Consider the following 17160-nt stretch of genomic DNA (forward strand, 5'->3'; position numbering starts at 1 on the left):
TAGTATAATGAATAATAAACCTCACAATAAATAGATAATATATGATTACTCGCTCAAACTTTCCTGAATTACTCTCTTCTTTAGACTTTTCTCAAACGAATAAAATTTATTATAAAACAATCAACAGTTATGAATTAAAAGTCGATTTTGCTAACGAAAAATTAATTTATCCTGAAGGCTTAAAAGCACAACGAGATACTACTAAAAACTTTTCTGCACCTGAAAATTTTGTGGTATTTGAGTGTGTGCATAACTTATTACAATCTGGTTATAAACCAGAACATATTATTTTAGAACAAGGTATGCCAGGTGGACACGGTGATACAGGTGGTTTCTGCGATATTATTGTGCAAGATAACGATGGCGTGGAATACTTACTAATTGAATGTAAAACCGCAGATGATGGCAAAAGTCGAGAATTTTCTAAAGCATGGGCGAAAATGTTAAAAAATGGTGGACAGTTATTTAACTATTTTAATACTTACCGCCGAGCTAAATGGCTTTGTTTATATTGTTCAGATTTTCGCAATGATAAAGTGGAATCCATTTATCATCTGATTTCGATGACAGATAATAATGACTTCTTGAAAAACAACGATAAATTACAAAGTTTTGCCCAAATTCAAGCAGAAAATGGGGCAAAAGTGGATTATTTCAACGTTTGGACAGATACCTATCAACAAGACTTTATTACGCATAATCTCTTTGAATCAGAAATCTTTAAAGTCGGTAATCGTCCTTATAATGTGAACGATCTTAAAATTGTTGATAACGACACCATTCAGAAAAAATATCATCAATTTGCCACGATTATGCGCCAGCATAACGTTTCAGCACGTGAAAATGCTTTTGATAAACTGGTTAATATCTTTCTATGCAAAGTAGTGGACGAAAAAGCCAACCCTGAAAATTTAAAAGTTTATTGGAAAGGTGCCGCCAGCGATAACCACTACGACTTGCAAGATCGTCTACAACAACTTTATAAAATTGGTATGAAAGATTTTTTGGGCGAAGAAGTAACCTACATCAGCGAAGAAGAAATCAACAACGCATTTCATTTGTTCAAAAATAAAAAAGATGAAACCAAACGCACTGTTTTAGAATACTTTACGCAACTTAAATTCTATTCCAACAACCCTTTTGCATTTCTAGATGTACATAATGAAAAGCTCTTCTTTCAAAATGCAGTAATTTTGAAAGAAATCGTGCAAATGTTGCAAGACATCAAACTCAAAAGTGAAGAAGAACAGCACCAATTTTTGGGTGATTTATTTGAGGGCTTTTTAGATCAAGGAGTAAAACAATCAGAAGGACAGTTTTTTACTCCAATGCCGATTGTGAAATTTTTGATTTCTTCACTGCCACTGGAACAGGTTTTACAAAATAAAAATGCACCAAAAGTAATTGATTACGCTTGTGGTGCAGGGCATTTCTTAACGGAATACGCAAGCCAAATCAAACCCTTGCTAAAAGATAGCGGTCGGAATCTATCTGAGTTTTACCAAAAAATCTATGGTATTGAAAAAGAATACCGCTTATCCAAAGTGGCAAAGGTTTCTGCCTTTATGTATGGGCAAGATGAGATGAATATTATCTATGCCGATGCCCTTGCTCAAAATCAAGAACAAGGTAAAGCCTTACAAGATGGTTCATTCTCTTTATTAGTGGCTAATCCACCATATAGCGTTAAAGGCTTTTTATCTACTATTTCCGATGAAGATAAAGCCAAATTTACCCTTTATGAAAACATTGATAACGAAGAAACCTTTAACAGCATTGAAACCTTCTTTATTGAAAAAGCCAAACAACTTCTTCACGCTGAAGGGATTGCGGTTATAGTATTACCTTCTAGTATTTTAACCAACGGCAACATTTACATTAAATGCCGTGAAATTTTGCTACAACATTTTGATTTAGTCGCCATTGCAGAATTTGGTTCAGGCACATTTAGCAAAACAGGTACAAACACAGCCACCCTTTTCTTACGCCGTAAGCAAGCAACACCAAATTTAAGCGAACACTATAAAAATCGCATAGAACAATGGCAAAGTGGTAACTTTGGCTTTGATGGCTTATTTGAAGATCATCATTTGTTACAAAGTTATTGCAACCATTGCGGTTTTAATCTTGATGATTACAAAGCTTTCTTATCTGCCATCGAAGAAATGCCTTTGGCAATTGCTGAAACAGAGTTTTTCCAAGAATACCGCAAGGCATTTGAGAAAAGAAAATTTGCAAAATCAGCAAATTTAGCCAAAGAGTGGCTCAATTTTGCCAAAGCGATTGAGGCGGATAAGATGCAATTCTTTATGTTGGCACAAAATAATCCGCAAGATGTGTTAGTGGTGAAAATGCCTGCGGACAACAAAGAAAAGAAAGCCTTTTTAGGTTATGAATGGAGTTCGGCAAAAGGCAGCGAAGGGATTAAATATCTCAATCAAACCAGCGGTGATGAGGACGATAGCCTAGCAAAACTCAAAGGTATTAACCAAATTCAAACTCCGTTGTTTAACCCACAAAACTTGTTTGATGAAACCAAAATTAACTGCCTTATTCGCCAGAATTTCAACCAACAAGCGGTCGAAATTCCGCAAACGTTAGCAAATTATGTGAGCCTATTACCGCTTACACAAATGCTGGATTTTAGCCGTGTGGATTTTGATAAAGCCATTCGCACTAACGTTCAAAAGAAAATTAAGGTTTTGAGTAAGTATCCCATTATTGCATTGGAAGAGTTTCCAGCAGAAATTAAAAAAAGGCAAATCAATTACTGCTAAAAATGCAATTGTAGGAGATTACAAAGTTGTTGCAGGAGGAAAAAACTTTGCTTATATGCATAATGAATTTAACCGTATGGAAAACACAATTACTATTAGTGCCTCAGGTGCAAATGCAGGATTTGTAAATTTTTGGACAGAGAAAATTTTTGCATCTGATTGTACAACTGTGAGAGCAGATAATTATGTGGGGACAAAATTTATTTTTACATATTTGCAAAGTATTCAAGAAAATATTTTTGATTTAGCGCGTGGTGCAGCACAACCACACGTCTATCCTGATGATATTAAACGTTTACCTATTCCTAAAGTCCCTCTAGACATTCAACAAAAAGTAGTCGAAGAATGTCAAAAAATTGATGATGAATTTAACCGCACTCGCATGCAAATCGAAGAATATCGTGCAAAATTTGCTAAAATTTTCAATGAGTTAGAAATCGTGCGGGGGGGGGTAAAACGCTTTAAAATCAATGAGTTACAATTATTATTAAAGCGTGGGAAATCACCTAAATACGGAAATTCATCAATTCAAGTCATTAAATCTGGGCAAGCTCGTGGATATAATGAATTTCTTTTCAATGAAAGATTTTTCTTGGCTGATAATTTTATTATTGATGAAAGGAAATTACAGAAAGGAGATATTCTTATTAATTCAACAGGAGAGGGTACTGCAGGTCGAGTTACATTATTTGGATTAGATGGAGATTTTGTTGTAGATAGCCACATTACTATTTTCCGCCCTAATGAGAAAGTTTTACCTAAATTTGCTATGTATTCTTTAGCACATATAGGGTTTAAAACAATTGAACGAATGGCGACTGGTGCAAGTGGACAGATTGAATTAAATCTAAGCACAATTGGTAATATTTCTTTCCTTGTCCCAGATTTAAATGAACAACAATCTATCGTTAATCAAATCAATGAAATCGAAACCCAAATTTCTGAACTAGAAAAAGTGTTGGAAAATTCAAGGCAGGAGAAAAAAGCGGTTTTAGATAAATGGCTTTGATCTTTTATTTTAACAAAGGAAACCTTATGCAAATTCTTGAACCTCAACAATTCGCCACTTGGAATGAGCCGATTGAAATGCTTTATGCCTGCCATAGCAAGGTAAAACGTTTTTGTCGTCAGTTAAGCATTTTGCCTGATTATCTAGAAAAACACGGCTATACTCAGGCTGTGTTAAATGATGTTGAGCAAATTTTAACTTATTTCAATCGTGCCGCACCGTTACATCACGATGATGAAGAATTAGATTTTTTCCCTCAATTAGTCAAAGTGGCTCCGCAAACACAAACTTCCATTGATGAATTAGAAAAACAGCACGAATATTTGCATGAAAATTGGAATGCATTATCTGTGCAGTTAGAAGAGCTTATTTCTGAACAACGTCAAAATATTGATGAATATTTAATTGAACGCTTTATTCAAGGTTATGATCGTCATATTGCGTTAGAAGAGCCGTTATTTGAAATGGGGCGTGAATGCTTAAGTGCGGATATTTTGACTGAAATGGGCAAGCGCATGAGTGCTCGTCGTCAAGTTAAAGAATGAAATATCAGCTCAATTTAACCGCACTTCGATGCCCCATTCCTCTTTTAAGTGCCAAAAAAGCCTTAAAAAATTTGGATAAAAATGATGAGCTAATGTTGATCTTAAACCTTGAAAGTGCGGTGGAAAATTTTTCTATTTTTGCCGAAGAAAATTCTGTTGCTTTAGTCGAGCAATATTACACTTCGGAAAAAGAATTTATCGTTATCTTGAAAAAATAAAAATAATCGCCATAACGTAGGATATTGGGCTTAGTTCGCCTTTCCCAATGAAGCAATTTATGGTATTTTACGCAAAATTTTTAACTTAAATTAATAAGGAAAACACAATGGAAGCACAAAGCCCAATGTCCACGCTATTTATTTTCGTGATCTTTGGTTTAATTTTCTACTTTATGATTTATCGCCCGCAAGCTAAACGCAATAAAGAACACAAAAAATTGATGTCTGAGCTTGCAAAAGGTACTGAAGTTTTAACTGCTGGTGGTTTAATCGGCAAAATTACTAAAGTAACCGAAGGTAGCGATAGTATCGTGATTGCGTTAAACGACACGACAGAAATTACGATTAATCGTAACTACATTGTGAGCGTTCTTCCTAAAGGTTCATTAAAATCACTTTAAGAGTAACGTTAAATTATTTTCCAGAGCCACGCATTGTGGCTCTGTGCGTTAGAAAAGAAAAGGAAAACTATGTTAAACCGTTATCCATTATGGAAGAATTTGATGGTTATTTTTATTGTGGTCATCGGGATTTTATATTCTCTTCCAAATATTTATGGTGAAGATCCTGCGGTGCAAATTTCCGGTACACGCGGTCAAGAAGCAAATACTAGCGTGCTTGGACAAGTTCAAGATGTGCTTAAAACCAATAATCTTCCAACCAAATCTATCGTGCTTGAGAATGGCTCAATTCTAGCTCGTTTTACTAATACCGATGATCAACTTCTTGCTAAAGATAAAATTGCTGAACGTCTTGGCAATAATTACACCACCGCATTAAATCTTGCTCCAGCCACTCCAGCTTGGTTAAGTATGTTTGGTGCGAATCCTATGAAATGGGGATTAGACTTACGTGGTGGAGTTCGTTTTTTGATGGAAGTCGATATGAATGCCGCACTTGTAAAACGCCAAGAGCAATTACAAGATAGTTTGCGTGGCGAACTTCGTAAAGAAAAAATTCAATATACTGCCATTAAAAATACTGAGCATTTTGGTACGTTGATAACCTTAGCTAATGTGAGCCAGCGTGCTAAAGCTGAGCGAATTATTCGCCAATTACATCCAACATTAGATATTACTGAGCCTGATGCTGATAGTATTAATTTAGGGCTATCTACTGCAGCATTAAATGAAGCTCGCGACTTAGCCATTGAGCAAAACTTAACGATTTTACGTAAACGTGTTGCTGAATTAGGTGTTGCAGAAGCGGTAATTCAACGTCAAGGTGCGGAGCGTATTGTGATTGAATTACCAGGTGTTCAAGACACTGCACGCGCAAAAGAAATTTTAGGGGCAACGGCAACACTTGAGTTTCGTATCGTAAATCAAAATGTTACGGCTGATGCTATTTCTCGTAATATGTTACCAGCTGATTCGGAAGTTAAATATGATCGCCAAGGTCATCCTGTTGCATTATTTAAACGTGCCGTATTAGGTGGGGAGCATATTATTAATTCAAGCTCTGGTTTAGATCAGCATTCAAGCACGCCGCAAGTGAGTGTAACTTTGGATAGCGAAGGTGGCGAGATTATGTCTCAGACCACTAAAAAATATTACAAGAAACCAATGGCAACGCTTTATGTTGAATATAAAGATAACGGTAAAAAAGATGAAAATGGTAAAACTATTTTAGAAAAGCATGAAGAAGTGATTAATGTTGCAACAATTCAAGGACGTTTTGGTTCTAATTTCCAAATTACTGGTATTGATAGTATTGCCGAAGCACATAATCTTTCTACCTTATTGAAATCTGGCGCATTAATTGCACCAATTCAAATTGTTGAAGAACGCACAATTGGCCCATCATTAGGTGCGCAAAACGTAGAGCAAGGGATTAATGCGAGTCTTTGGGGATTAGTTGCTGTTATTGCCTTTATGTTGTTTTACTACAAAATGTTTGGTGTGATTGCAAGTTTTGCACTTGTTATTAATATCGTATTACTTGTGGGATTAATGTCTATTTTACCTGGTGCGACACTTTCAATGCCGGGTATTGCGGGTATCGTTTTAACTTTAGGTATGTCAGTAGATGCGAATGTATTGATTTTTGAACGTATTAAAGAAGAAATTCGTAATGGTCGTTCAATTCAGCAAGCCATTAATGAAGGTTATAACAGCGCATTTACTTCTATTTTTGATGCAAACTTAACCACAATCTTAACCGCAATTATTCTATACGCGGTAGGAACAGGCCCAATTCAAGGCTTTGCGATTACGCTTTCACTTGGTGTTGCGATTTCTATGTTTACCGCGATTACTGGAACTCGCGCATTAGTTAATGCCCTTTACGGCGGCAAACAACTTAAAAAATTATTAATTTAGGCGGGAAATGATGAAACTTTTTACAAAAGATAAAGACGGACATTTTATCCGTGAAATCAATGGGATAAAGCTCCCGTTCCCATTGACTGAATTTATGAAAGTGCGTAAATTGGGTTATATATTATCCGCACTTTTGATGGTAATTTCTCTATTTTTTATTATTACCAAAGGATTTAACTGGGGCTTAGATTTTACTGGTGGAGTGGTATTTGATACTCACTTCTCGCAGTCCGCTAACCTTGAACAAATTCGTAGTAAACTTCACGAAAATGGAATTGAAAGCCCAATTGTACAAACCACAGGATCAGTTCAGGATGTGATGATTCGTTTACCTGCAAGTAATAATGATTCTACCATTGGTGAACACGTCAAAAGTATGCTACAGAATGTAGATAAAGACATTCAAATTCGTAGTATTGAGTTCGTTGGCCCAAATGTTGGTGAAGAATTAGCACAAGGTGCGGTATATGCGACTTTAGCGACATTAGCAATGGTGCTTATTTATGTGGGGTCACGTTTTGAATGGCGTTTAGGCTTTGGCAGTATCGCTTCTCTTGCGCACGACGTCATTATTACGCTAGGGGTATTCTCTGCATTACAAATTGAAATTGATCTTACTTTTGTCGCAGCGATTTTATCTGTGGTGGGTTACTCCATCAACGATAGTATTGTGGTATTTGACCGGGTTCGTGAAAATTTCCGAAAAATTAGACGATTGGATACGATTGATATTATTGATATTTCTTTAACGCAAACTTTATCAAGAACTATCATTACTTCGGTTACTACATTAGTTGTCGTGATGGCATTGTTCTTCTTTGGTGGTCCTTCCATTCATAACTTTTCACTTGCTTTACTCGTAGGTATTGGATTTGGTACTTATTCCTCGATTTTTGTTGCCATCGCCATTGCATACGATGTTGGTTTACGTCGTGAACATATGATCCCACCTAAAGTAGATAAAGAAATTGATGAATTACCTTAGTTAATTTACTTTTAGAATAAATTAAAAAAATAGTTAATCGAAAATTTACGATTAACTATTTTTTATTTATATAAAGCTCTAATTAAAATAGACTACTTAAAATTCAAAGATTATTTAATCTTGAGGTAAGGCATTTATTACGGCCTTTACTAAAGTGGCTAAAGGAATGGCAAAGAATACACCCCAAAATCCCCATAAACCGCCAAAAATTAATACTGAAATGATTATAATTAGTGGATGTAAATTGACGGCTTCAGAAAATAAATAAGGCACAAGGAGATTTCCATCTAAAAGTTGGCTTACAGCAAAAGCAATAATGATGTACCAAAATGTTGGGCTGATTCCAAACTGGAATAAAGCAACCAATGCAACAGGAATCGTCACAATAACTGCGCCAATATAAGGGACGAGAACTGAAAGACCCACCGCAAAAGCCAATAAGAGCGGATAGTTTAGCCCGAAAATTAAGAAAATAATATAAGTGATTAAAGTGACAATCAGTATTTCTAATAATTTTCCGTGAATGTAATTAGAAATTTGTTGTTGCATTTCTTTCCAGACTTTAAATGCGAGATTTCTATTTTTTGGTAAGAATCGACTTACCCCTTGTAAAAGTTCTGATTTATCTTTCAACATAAAAAACATCATTAATGGTACTAAAAAAGCATAAATTCCTAAGGAAACTAAGTTCATAATAGAGGCTAAAGAAAGTTTTACAGCAGATTCGCCAAAACCAAGGATTTTTTCTCGCACAGAATTGAAAATAGAATCTACCATTGAATAATCAATAAGTTCAGGATAATTTTTGGGTAAATTGAGTAGCCATTCATTAGATTTATTAAACATAGCGGGCAAATCACTTAATAAGGAAATAGTTTGATTCCATAACATTGGCACCAATACCAAAAAGAAAATTGCTGCTAGACCAATAAAACTACCGAAAATAAGAATTGTCGCTAACATTCTTGGGCATTTTAAATATTGATTTAAAAAATTGATTGGCATTTCTAGTAAATAGGATAGCACTAGAGCAATCAACAAAGGTGCAATTAAATCTCCAAAAAAATAAATGGAGATAAAGCCAAATAATAATATTGCTAATAGTCCCATCGCTTGTGGATCACTTAAACGGCGTGAGTACCAGCTTTTTAACATTTCTAGCATAATTTCTTTTCCTATAAGTATTTTTCGCCATTATAAGTTAAAATTTACAGTGTTTATAGCTACTAAGAGGAAATCCTATGTCTGTTATTATTTATCACAACCCACATTGCTCAAAAAGCCGTGAAACGCTAGCATTATTAGAAAATAAAGGTATTCAGCCGATTATTGAACTGTATTTGCAAAAGCAGTATTCCGTGAATGAATTACAAAGCATTGCCAAAAAATTAGGAATTGATGATGTGCGACAAATGATGCGTACGAAAGATGAACTATATAAAAGCTTAAATTTAGATAATTTAGATCTTTCTCAAGCAGAATTATTTAAAGCGATAAGTGAACATTCAGCACTTATTGAACGCCCAATTGTTATTAATGGCGATAAAGCTAAAATCGGGCGTCCGCCAGAAACTGTACTTGAGATTTTGTAATTTAAACGTTTGCATGTATAATACATCAGCCGTGGAAATCCTTCCGCGGCTTTTTTAAGGAAAATTTATGAGAAAGAAACAAAAAAGTGTGGTTGAAAATGAAACCGTTTATTTGCACACTCGAGGCGTGATAAAAGATAATGCAGTGATGGCATTGCTAGGCGATAAATTATTTCGCCAACGTGTTGAGAAAAAACGTAAAGGGAAAGGCAGTTACCAACGTAAGGCGAAACACCCAGGGAAAATGTTTGAAAAGCCCGATTATAAATTTTTTGATTACAGAAACTTTATAATCGGGTTTTTCTTAGGTTAAAATAATAAGGAGTAAAATATGTCAAAACAGCCTCAAATTCTACTTAATAATACATGGAATGTGCGTATTAGTGATCCCGGAGAGGAGGGGGCAAAAAGCCATTTCTTTGAAACGATTTATTTAACTCTAACAGCTTATTTTGAAGAAAATAACATACGCTATGAATTTGTGCGTAAAGTGGAGGATCAAATAAAAATTCAGCGTTCTTTTACAGAGTTAAATGAATTGTTCAAATTTTTAGGGGATTATTTTGATCCCGTCTCGATTGGTCTAGTCGGTGTGAAAATTGGAAACTTAGGGATAAAATTAGAATAAAATATTGATTAATCTATAAAATTTCACACTATATTTTACGATTATTGTAAAACAAAGATCGCACTTTAATGATATAAATTACATAAAAAAGTGCGGTTATTTTTTCTTTATTTTGATAAGAAAAATAGATTACTTAGCAACAAATTTCTTGTACGACAAATTGTAATGAATGTCTCGAAAATTGTTGTTGTTTGCGGTGTTTTAAACGTCTTAAACGTAGATTTCGTGATAAAGAACTTTGTTGTAAATTAGCTTTCTTTTTAAGAAAAGTTTTACGTTTTAACATTTTATTAATCCTTATTTTCTTTTATTTCTTCTAAATTTTTAACCGCACTTTCGTTGTTGGCATTATCATTCGTTGTTTGATTTTCTTGGACTCGATGATAATTCACTATGCTATTCATATAGCGGCGAATATTTTCTACATATTGATGGGCTTCATAGCCTCGCGCATAGCCGTATTTCAGTTGGGAATAATAGCGTTTTTCTGCTAATAAAGGCAGATTTTTTTTCACATCGAGCCAATTATCTGGATTTCCTCCAAGATTTTGAGTTAAACGGCGTGCATCAATTAAGTGACCGAGTCCTATGTTATAGGCAACTAAGGCAAACCAAATTCTTTCTTCCTTTTCAATGCTTTCTGGAATTTGACTAATCAGCCAGTGTAAATATCCTGATCCCGCTTTAATGCTTTGTTCAGGATCTGTTCTATCACTGATTTTCATATATTGTGCGGTATCTTTCGTCAGCATCATTATGCCACGCACGCCCGTAGGTGATGTTGCATCTGGATTCCAATGAGACTCTTGATAAGCGACTGCTGCGAGTAATCTCCAATCTAATTTACCTTTGTATTTTTCAAAGAGCGGTGAGAATTGTGGCAGGGTATTTTCAATTGCGTTTATATAAGAGCGCGTATCCACGTAATCAAATTGTGAAATATGCCCTAAATATTTTTCTTTTAAATTATCTAAAAGTCCCGTTTCTTCGGCATTATTCATAAAATTGAGTAAAGCCGTTTGTAGATCGCGGTAGGGGCTATTGGGTAAATACCAGTGAACGTTTGCTTCATCAGTAATATCAAAGGCAATGGCTAATTCTGGTTTGATTTGTTGAATTGCAGCAATATCAATAGAATTTGCAATAACGTAAGGAATTTTGCCTTCAGCCAGTTGTAGTAATAGTTCTTCTTGAGTAAGTGCTTGATTTCTTTTCCAAATTAATTGTGGATATTGTTTTTGTAATTCTTTTAGCGTTTCTTCTAATGCTAAATTATTTGAGATATAAATATCTTTCTTTACGTTACCTAAATTTTTAGGACGATTTTCATTTTTTCGATAAGCTAATTGCCATGAAGCAGAATGATATGCAGGACCTATTTGGAAACGTTCCGCATTTTTAGGATGGTATAAAAGGTGGGCGGCAGCTAAATCAATATTGTGTTTATCAAGTTCATCAAATAACTGCTCTTGATTATCGAAAATTTTCATTTCGAGTTCTACGCCTAAAGTATCAGCAAATGCTTTGGCTAATTCATATTCAAAGCCTCGTTCGCTATCTTTATTAATAAAATAAGAAATCTGGTTATTTATTGTTCCTACATAAAGTGATCCCCTAGCTTGAATTGCAGTATAATGATTTTCTTCAGTATGACGTAAAAATTGCCATGGGAACACCATATCAATAGCCCAAAATAATAACGCTAGAGCAGTAATAATACGTAAAAAAAGACCTTTCAATGATTTTTCCTATATAAAAAAGTTATGGGATTGTAGCCAAAACTTTCACTATAGACAATAAAAAGCCCCTTGAGGTTCAAGGGGCTAAGTGTATGTAAAATATCAGACGATTTATTTTTAGAATGATGATCTACGATCACGGCGTAGTTTGTCGCTAAAAGTGCGGTTACTTTTTTCATTAAATTTACGATTTCCACGATTATCATTGCCGCGTTCACGTCCGCGCTCTCCACGGAAATCGCCACCACGACCTTTACGTTTACCGTTAAAATCATCGCTGCCACGGGAATTATCGGATTTTACTGCACCTAAGAAAGACATTTGCATTTGTTTATTCAATACGCGTGTTTTTCCGAATTGTTGCAATAATTCTTTCGGCATACCTTGTGGCAATTCAACGGTAGTGTAATCATCATAAAGTTTAATATGACCAATATAACGGCTGTTAATATCGCCTTCGTTAGCAATCGCACCAACGATATGGCGAACTTCTACACCATCTGCACGACCGACTTCGATACGATATAAATCCATTGGTTGTGGATTTCCATAGCCTTTACGTTCGCCACGACGTTCAGCTGAACGAGGATTTTCACGGCGATCACCGCGATCATTACGTTCACGACGACGTTTTTCCATTGGCGGATCAGGTGGAAGAATAAGTTTTTGTTTGCCTTGAAGCAGCATCAACATTGCTGCAGCAATATCTTCTTGATCCTGATCGGCTGTGAATAAGTCTTCTAATAAACTACGATATTGTTCTAAATCGTGATGCTCGAGTTGTTTCGTAATTTTGGCGACAAATTTTTTGCGGCGGCATTCTTGTAACACAAGATGATTTGGCAATTCTACTTCATTGATACCTTTTTTCATTAGGTGTTCAATATTACGAAGTAAACGACGCTCGCGAGGCTCAACGAATAATAAAGCACGACCAGAACGACCAGCACGACCAGTACGCCCAATTCGGTGTACATAAGATTCTGCATCAAGCGGAATGTCGTAGTTCACCACAAGGCTGATACGTTCAATATCGATACCGCGTGCAGCCACATCGGTTGCCACAACAATATCTAAACTGCCGTTACGTAAGCGATCGAGGGTTTGTTCGCGTAATTGTTGTGTCATATCGCCATTAAGTGCGGCAGAACGGAAACCATTTTTTTCAAGTAGTTCTGTAATGTCTAACGTGCCAGTTTTAGTGCGAGCAAAAATAATCGCTGCATCAAAATCTTCCACTTCTAAGAAACGAAGAAGAGCTTCGTTTTTACGCACGCCGTGTACATACCAACAACTTTGGTCGATATCTGGGGCATTTTCGTTATTCACTTTGATCTTCACTTCTTGTGGATCATTCATAAAACGTTTCGTAATACGACGGATCGGTTCAGGCATTGTTGCAGAGAATAACGCAGTTTGATGATTTTCTGGTAATTCTGCCATGACGGTTTCTACATCATCAATGAAACCCATGCGTAGCATTTCATCGGCTTCATCTAATACGATAAAACGAAGTTCAGAAAGATTTAATGTTCCGCGACGAATATGGTCAAGAATACGACCTGGTGTACCCACAACCACTTGTGCGCCTTGTTTTAATGCACGAAGTTGGATGTCATAACGTTGGCCACCATATAAGGTAACAATGCGAGTGCCCTGTGCATATTTAACAAATAGTTCGCACGCATCGGCAACTTGAATAGCAAGTTCGCGTGTAGGTGCCATCACTAACATTTGTGGATGTTTTTCACTTGGATCAATTTGCGCGAGTAAAGGCAGTGCAAAGGCAGCAGTTTTACCACTACCCGTTTGTGCCATACCTAGCACATCATTGCCACTGAGCAAATGCGGGATACAAGATTGTTGAATTGGAGAAGGTGTTTCAAAACCTAAGTCAGAAACAGCTTTTAAGATGAACTCAGGTAAGCCTAAGTTATTAAAAGTAATTTTGTTAGTCATTAAAATACTCGAATATAAATAAGGAAAGCTCAACGGGCCTTCGGTTTATTAAGTTGAGCAGAGCGAATGAATTTTTCTATTCGTTCTACTGCAAAGAGCGGTAAGTTTTGGATTGATTTTTAGAAAACAATCGCTTTTGTTACCGCACTTTTCTCTTCTTTTTCGTCTTCTGTTTGAACCGGTTTTAATTTCATGAGTTCAAACGCGGCAAAACGATACTCAACAAAGTTATAAACCTGATTTGCCATAGCTAGTTTAAATAAAGCTGCTGCTTCATCTACTAGCCCTACATTGAGTTTTTGTTTTGCTAGATAAAAATAGGTTTCTGTGAGAATTTCAGCATATTGTTGTGAATTTTCGGCAAATTCACTTGCACGTTGTTGTAATTCTTCTACAGAGATGTGTCCTAAGTAATATTGAACGATGTGTGTACCCCAGAAGTCCTCTGATAGCCCTTTTGCTCGTTCAACAAGGTTTGTTTGGGCTTCTTGTGGTTTTAATTTTTGTTCGTTCAAATATAGCCATAAGACACGATAGGGATCTTTTTTATCGGCTTGGTAGAACTGTAAGAAATCTTGCTGAGCAAGATGGTAGCGCCCTACATAATAAAAATTTAAACCACGATTAAGGTGGGTATAGTCATAACCTGAATCTAATTCAAACACCGTATTGAAAGCATCCAATGCGCCGTCGTAATCTTCTTCAAGCAATAAATAAAGCCCTAAGTAATTGTACACAGATGCCATTTTCGGCTGTAATGCAAGGGCTTGAGTAAGATCATAACGAGCAAGTCCCCATAATCCAAGAGAATCATAGAGTACGCCACGTTCAAAATGTAGTGATGCACGTTCTTCATTACTCATTTTTCCAACCAGTAGTACTTGGCTTAATCGCACGATCATCACTTCTTGTTCAAAGTGAGTATTCGGGTTTTGTTCAGCCAACACGACATGATTTTTAGACACAAAACCACCCCTAGACTGAACACAGCCAGCAAGGAGTAAGATCGCACATAAGCTAAATAAATAGACTATAAAATGGCGAGATAAGCGAAAACACCGCATTTGCTTTCTTTATGCCTAAAAGTTGGAAAACAACAAAACTTGGTAGCGAATGCTACCAAGTTTTGATTCGATATTCCAAGATTATTCCTGTTCTTCGACAGGATCTTCTTGGTTAATTTCAGTTTCTTGTTTTGGAGCCAAGTCTTTCATTGTTAAACGAATACGACCTTGACGATCGATTTCAACAACTTTTACGTTTACTTCTTGACCCACTTGAAGGTAATCGCTCACTTTTTCTACACGCTCTTCAGCAATTTGAGAAATATGAATCAAACCTTCTTTATTTCCAACGATTGCGACGAATGCTCCAAAATCAGCAAGACGAGTGACTTTACCTTTGTAAATTGCGCCAGCTTCAACTTCTGCAACGATTTCCTCAATACGTCCCATTACGTTTTTCGCTGCATTGCTATCTACTGCGGCAATTTTCACTGTACCATCGTCATCAATATCGATAGAAGTGCCAGTTTCTTCAGTTAATGAACGAATTGTTGCGCCACCTTTACCAATGATATCTTTGATTTTCTTAGGATCGATTTTCATTGTATAGATGCGCGGTGCGTAGTCAGAAATATCAGCACGTGGAGCTGGGATTGCTTGTTCCATGACACCAAGAATATGCATACGCGCACTTTTCGCTTGGTTTAATGCAATTTGCATAATTTCAGGGGTAATACCTTCAATTTTTATGTCCATTTGAAGGGCGGTTACACCTTCGCGTGTACCAGCCACTTTAAAGTCCATATCCCCTAAGTGGTCTTCATCACCTAAGATATCTGAAAGAACCACGAATTTCTCTTTTTCTTTCACTAAGCCCATTGCGATACCTGCAACAGCAGCTTTGATTGGAACGCCCGCATCCATTAACGCTAAAGACGCACCACATACAGATGCCATAGAAGAAGATCCGTTAGATTCAGTGATTTCAGATACTACACGCACAACATACGGGAATTTTGCAAGGCTTGGCATAACAGCCGCTACACCACGTTTTGCTAAACGACCGTGACCGATCTCACGACGTTTTGGCGAGCCGATCATACCAGTTTCGCCTACAGAATATGGAGGGAAATTATAATGGAATAAGAAGTGATCTTGACGTTCACCCGTTAATTCATCAATGATTTGTGCATCACGTTCGGTACCTAAGGTTGCAACAGCTAATGCTTGCGTTTCGCCACGAGTAAAAATCGCAGAACCGTGAGTACGTGGTAATACACCAGTGCAAATATCTAATGCACGAACAGTATCAACGGTACGACCATCAATACGTGGTTCGCCTGCAATGATACGGCCACGAACGATTTGGCTTTCAAGTGCGGTGAAAATATCCACGATTTTACCTTCGCTGATCTCTTCATCTTCTGCTGTGATTTGCGCAATCACATCCGCTTTAATCGCATCGATTTGTTCGTAACGAGCTTGTTTTTCAGTAATGCGGTATGCATCGCCTAAACGCGCTTCTGCAATCGCTTTTACTTTATTGATTAAATCTGTGTTTGGCTCTGGAGCAACCCAATCCCAACGTGGTTTGCCTGCTTCTTTCGCAAATTCTTTGATCGCTTCAACCACAACTTGTTGTTGTTGATGACCGAATACGACCGCTGCTAACATTTGTTCTTCAGTTAAAATATCAGCTTCAGATTCAACCATTAATACGGCTTTGTCAGTACCAGCAACCACTAAGTCCAAACGGCTTTGTTTTTGTTCTGCCATAGTTGGGTTTAATACGAATTGGTTGTCGATAAAACCAACACGCGCTGCACCGATAGGGCCGTTGAAAGGCACACCAGATAAGGTTAATGCTGCAGAAGCACCGATCATTGCCACTAAGTCAGGGCTGATTTGTGGGTTTACAGACACCACAGTTGCCACAACTTGGATTTCATTGAAGAAACCTTCTGGGAATAATGGACGAATTGGACGGTCAATTAAACGTGCAATTAAAGTTTCGCCTTCAGATGGACGACCTTCACGTTTGAAGAAACCACCTGGGATTTTACCCGCCGCATAAGTACGCTCTTGGTAGTTTACGGTTAATGGGAAGAAGTCTTGACCTTCTTTTACATCTTTTTTAGCAACAACGGTCACGAATACCGTGGTATCGTCCATGCTTGCCATAACCGCAGCCGTTGCTTGACGTGCAATCGCGCCAGTTTCTAGAGTAACGGTATGTTGACCGTATTTAAATTGTTTAACAATTGGATTCACAATGTTTTCCTTCAAAATGATATTTAAAACAAAACTTTATTTTCCAGATTGCGACTAGCAAAAGAAATCTCTCGAAAAAATGACCGCACTTTGGTCGTTTAAAAATTTCTTT

The 17160-nt window shown here is 36.7% G+C and carries 16 protein-coding genes; 10 read left to right on the forward strand and 6 right to left on the reverse strand.

From position 1 onward, the window contains the following. Nucleotides 1-41 precede the first annotated feature (41 nt). The 7 genes from DQN49_RS04830 to secF all read left to right on the forward strand — a co-directional run bounded on the left by DQN49_RS04830 (nucleotide 42) and on the right by secF (nucleotide 7855). Nucleotides 42-2777: an HsdM family class I SAM-dependent methyltransferase gene (locus DQN49_RS04830; RefSeq protein WP_006996229.1), complete on the forward strand. Its 2736-nt coding sequence runs from the start codon at nucleotides 42-44 to the stop codon at nucleotides 2775-2777. After that, nucleotides 2722-3786 carry a restriction endonuclease subunit S gene (locus tag DQN49_RS10415; RefSeq protein WP_223395611.1) on the forward strand — a complete coding sequence of 355 codons (1065 nt, stop codon included), beginning with the start codon at nucleotides 2722-2724 and terminating at the stop codon, nucleotides 3784-3786. The genes DQN49_RS04830 and DQN49_RS10415 overlap by 56 nt, the downstream gene beginning before the upstream one ends. Before the next feature lie 26 nt (nucleotides 3787-3812). Then, a complete protein-coding gene (locus DQN49_RS04840; RefSeq protein ID WP_013527511.1) occupies nucleotides 3813-4331 on the forward strand; it encodes a hemerythrin domain-containing protein in 519 nt (172 codons plus the stop codon). Then, nucleotides 4328-4549 carry a sulfurtransferase TusA family protein gene (locus tag DQN49_RS04845; RefSeq protein ID WP_006996233.1) on the forward strand — a complete coding sequence of 74 codons (222 nt, stop codon included), beginning with the start codon at nucleotides 4328-4330 and terminating at the stop codon, nucleotides 4547-4549. The genes DQN49_RS04840 and DQN49_RS04845 overlap by 4 nt, the downstream gene beginning before the upstream one ends. Nucleotides 4550-4656: 107 nt before the next feature. Further along, nucleotides 4657-4950: a preprotein translocase subunit YajC gene (gene yajC / locus DQN49_RS04850; protein ID WP_005645638.1), complete on the forward strand. Its 294-nt coding sequence runs from the start codon at nucleotides 4657-4659 to the stop codon at nucleotides 4948-4950. Between the two features lie 69 nt (nucleotides 4951-5019). Beyond that, nucleotides 5020-6870, forward strand: coding sequence for a protein translocase subunit SecD (gene secD / locus DQN49_RS04855; RefSeq protein ID WP_006996234.1), 1851 nt, complete (start codon nucleotides 5020-5022; stop codon nucleotides 6868-6870). Nucleotides 6871-6880: 10 nt separating this feature from the next. After that, on the forward strand, nucleotides 6881-7855 hold the full coding sequence (secF, locus tag DQN49_RS04860; RefSeq protein ID WP_005686665.1) for a protein translocase subunit SecF: 975 nt from the start codon (nucleotides 6881-6883) through the stop codon (nucleotides 7853-7855). Nucleotides 7856-7969: 114 nt separating this feature from the next. On the opposite strand, the gene DQN49_RS04865 is transcribed toward secF, so the two are convergent. After that, nucleotides 7970-9019 (reverse strand): AI-2E family transporter, encoded by a 1050-nt coding sequence (locus DQN49_RS04865; RefSeq protein WP_006996235.1) that lies wholly within the window; start codon nucleotides 9017-9019, stop codon nucleotides 7970-7972. A 77-nt stretch (nucleotides 9020-9096) separates the two neighbouring features. On the opposite strand from DQN49_RS04865, the gene arsC reads away from it, so the two are divergent. The 3 genes from arsC (at nucleotide 9097) to DQN49_RS04880 (ending at nucleotide 10075) form a co-directional block, all read left to right on the forward strand. Then, complete coding sequence (gene arsC / locus DQN49_RS04870) at nucleotides 9097-9447, forward strand: arsenate reductase (glutaredoxin) (protein ID WP_005664106.1); 351 nt, start codon at nucleotides 9097-9099, stop codon at nucleotides 9445-9447. 67 nt (nucleotides 9448-9514) lie between these two features. Continuing rightward, on the forward strand, nucleotides 9515-9760 hold the full coding sequence (locus DQN49_RS04875; RefSeq protein WP_006996236.1) for an alternative ribosome-rescue factor A: 246 nt from the start codon (nucleotides 9515-9517) through the stop codon (nucleotides 9758-9760). 18 nt (nucleotides 9761-9778) lie between these two features. Continuing rightward, nucleotides 9779-10075, forward strand: a complete 297-nt coding sequence (locus tag DQN49_RS04880) for a DUF5377 family protein (protein WP_005648811.1) — start codon at nucleotides 9779-9781, stop codon at nucleotides 10073-10075. A gap of 133 nt (nucleotides 10076-10208) precedes the next feature. On the opposite strand, the gene DQN49_RS10205 is transcribed toward DQN49_RS04880, so the two are convergent. From DQN49_RS10205 to pnp, 5 genes are all read right to left on the reverse strand, one after another. Next, complete coding sequence (locus DQN49_RS10205; protein ID WP_005648810.1) at nucleotides 10209-10361, reverse strand: hypothetical protein; 153 nt, start codon at nucleotides 10359-10361, stop codon at nucleotides 10209-10211. Between the two features lie 4 nt (nucleotides 10362-10365). Further along, nucleotides 10366-11814: a membrane-bound lytic murein transglycosylase MltF gene (gene mltF / locus DQN49_RS04885; RefSeq protein WP_065246975.1), complete on the reverse strand. Its 1449-nt coding sequence runs from the start codon at nucleotides 11812-11814 to the stop codon at nucleotides 10366-10368. Between the two features lie 117 nt (nucleotides 11815-11931). After that, the gene (locus tag DQN49_RS04890) at nucleotides 11932-13773 is read right to left on the reverse strand and encodes a DEAD/DEAH box helicase (protein ID WP_006996239.1); all 1842 of its coding nucleotides are present in this window, start codon (nucleotides 13771-13773) and stop codon (nucleotides 11932-11934) included. A gap of 119 nt (nucleotides 13774-13892) precedes the next feature. Continuing rightward, nucleotides 13893-14837, reverse strand: coding sequence for a lipoprotein NlpI (gene nlpI, locus DQN49_RS04895; protein ID WP_005694062.1), 945 nt, complete (start codon nucleotides 14835-14837; stop codon nucleotides 13893-13895). Nucleotides 14838-14918: 81 nt separating this feature from the next. After that, a complete protein-coding gene (pnp, locus tag DQN49_RS04900; protein ID WP_032826346.1) occupies nucleotides 14919-17048 on the reverse strand; it encodes a polyribonucleotide nucleotidyltransferase in 2130 nt (709 codons plus the stop codon). Nucleotides 17049-17160: the final 112 nt, after the last annotated feature.

The sequence above is a fragment of the Haemophilus aegyptius genome (genome assembly GCF_900475885.1).
GTDB classification, from domain to species: domain Bacteria; phylum Pseudomonadota; class Gammaproteobacteria; order Enterobacterales; family Pasteurellaceae; genus Haemophilus; species Haemophilus influenzae.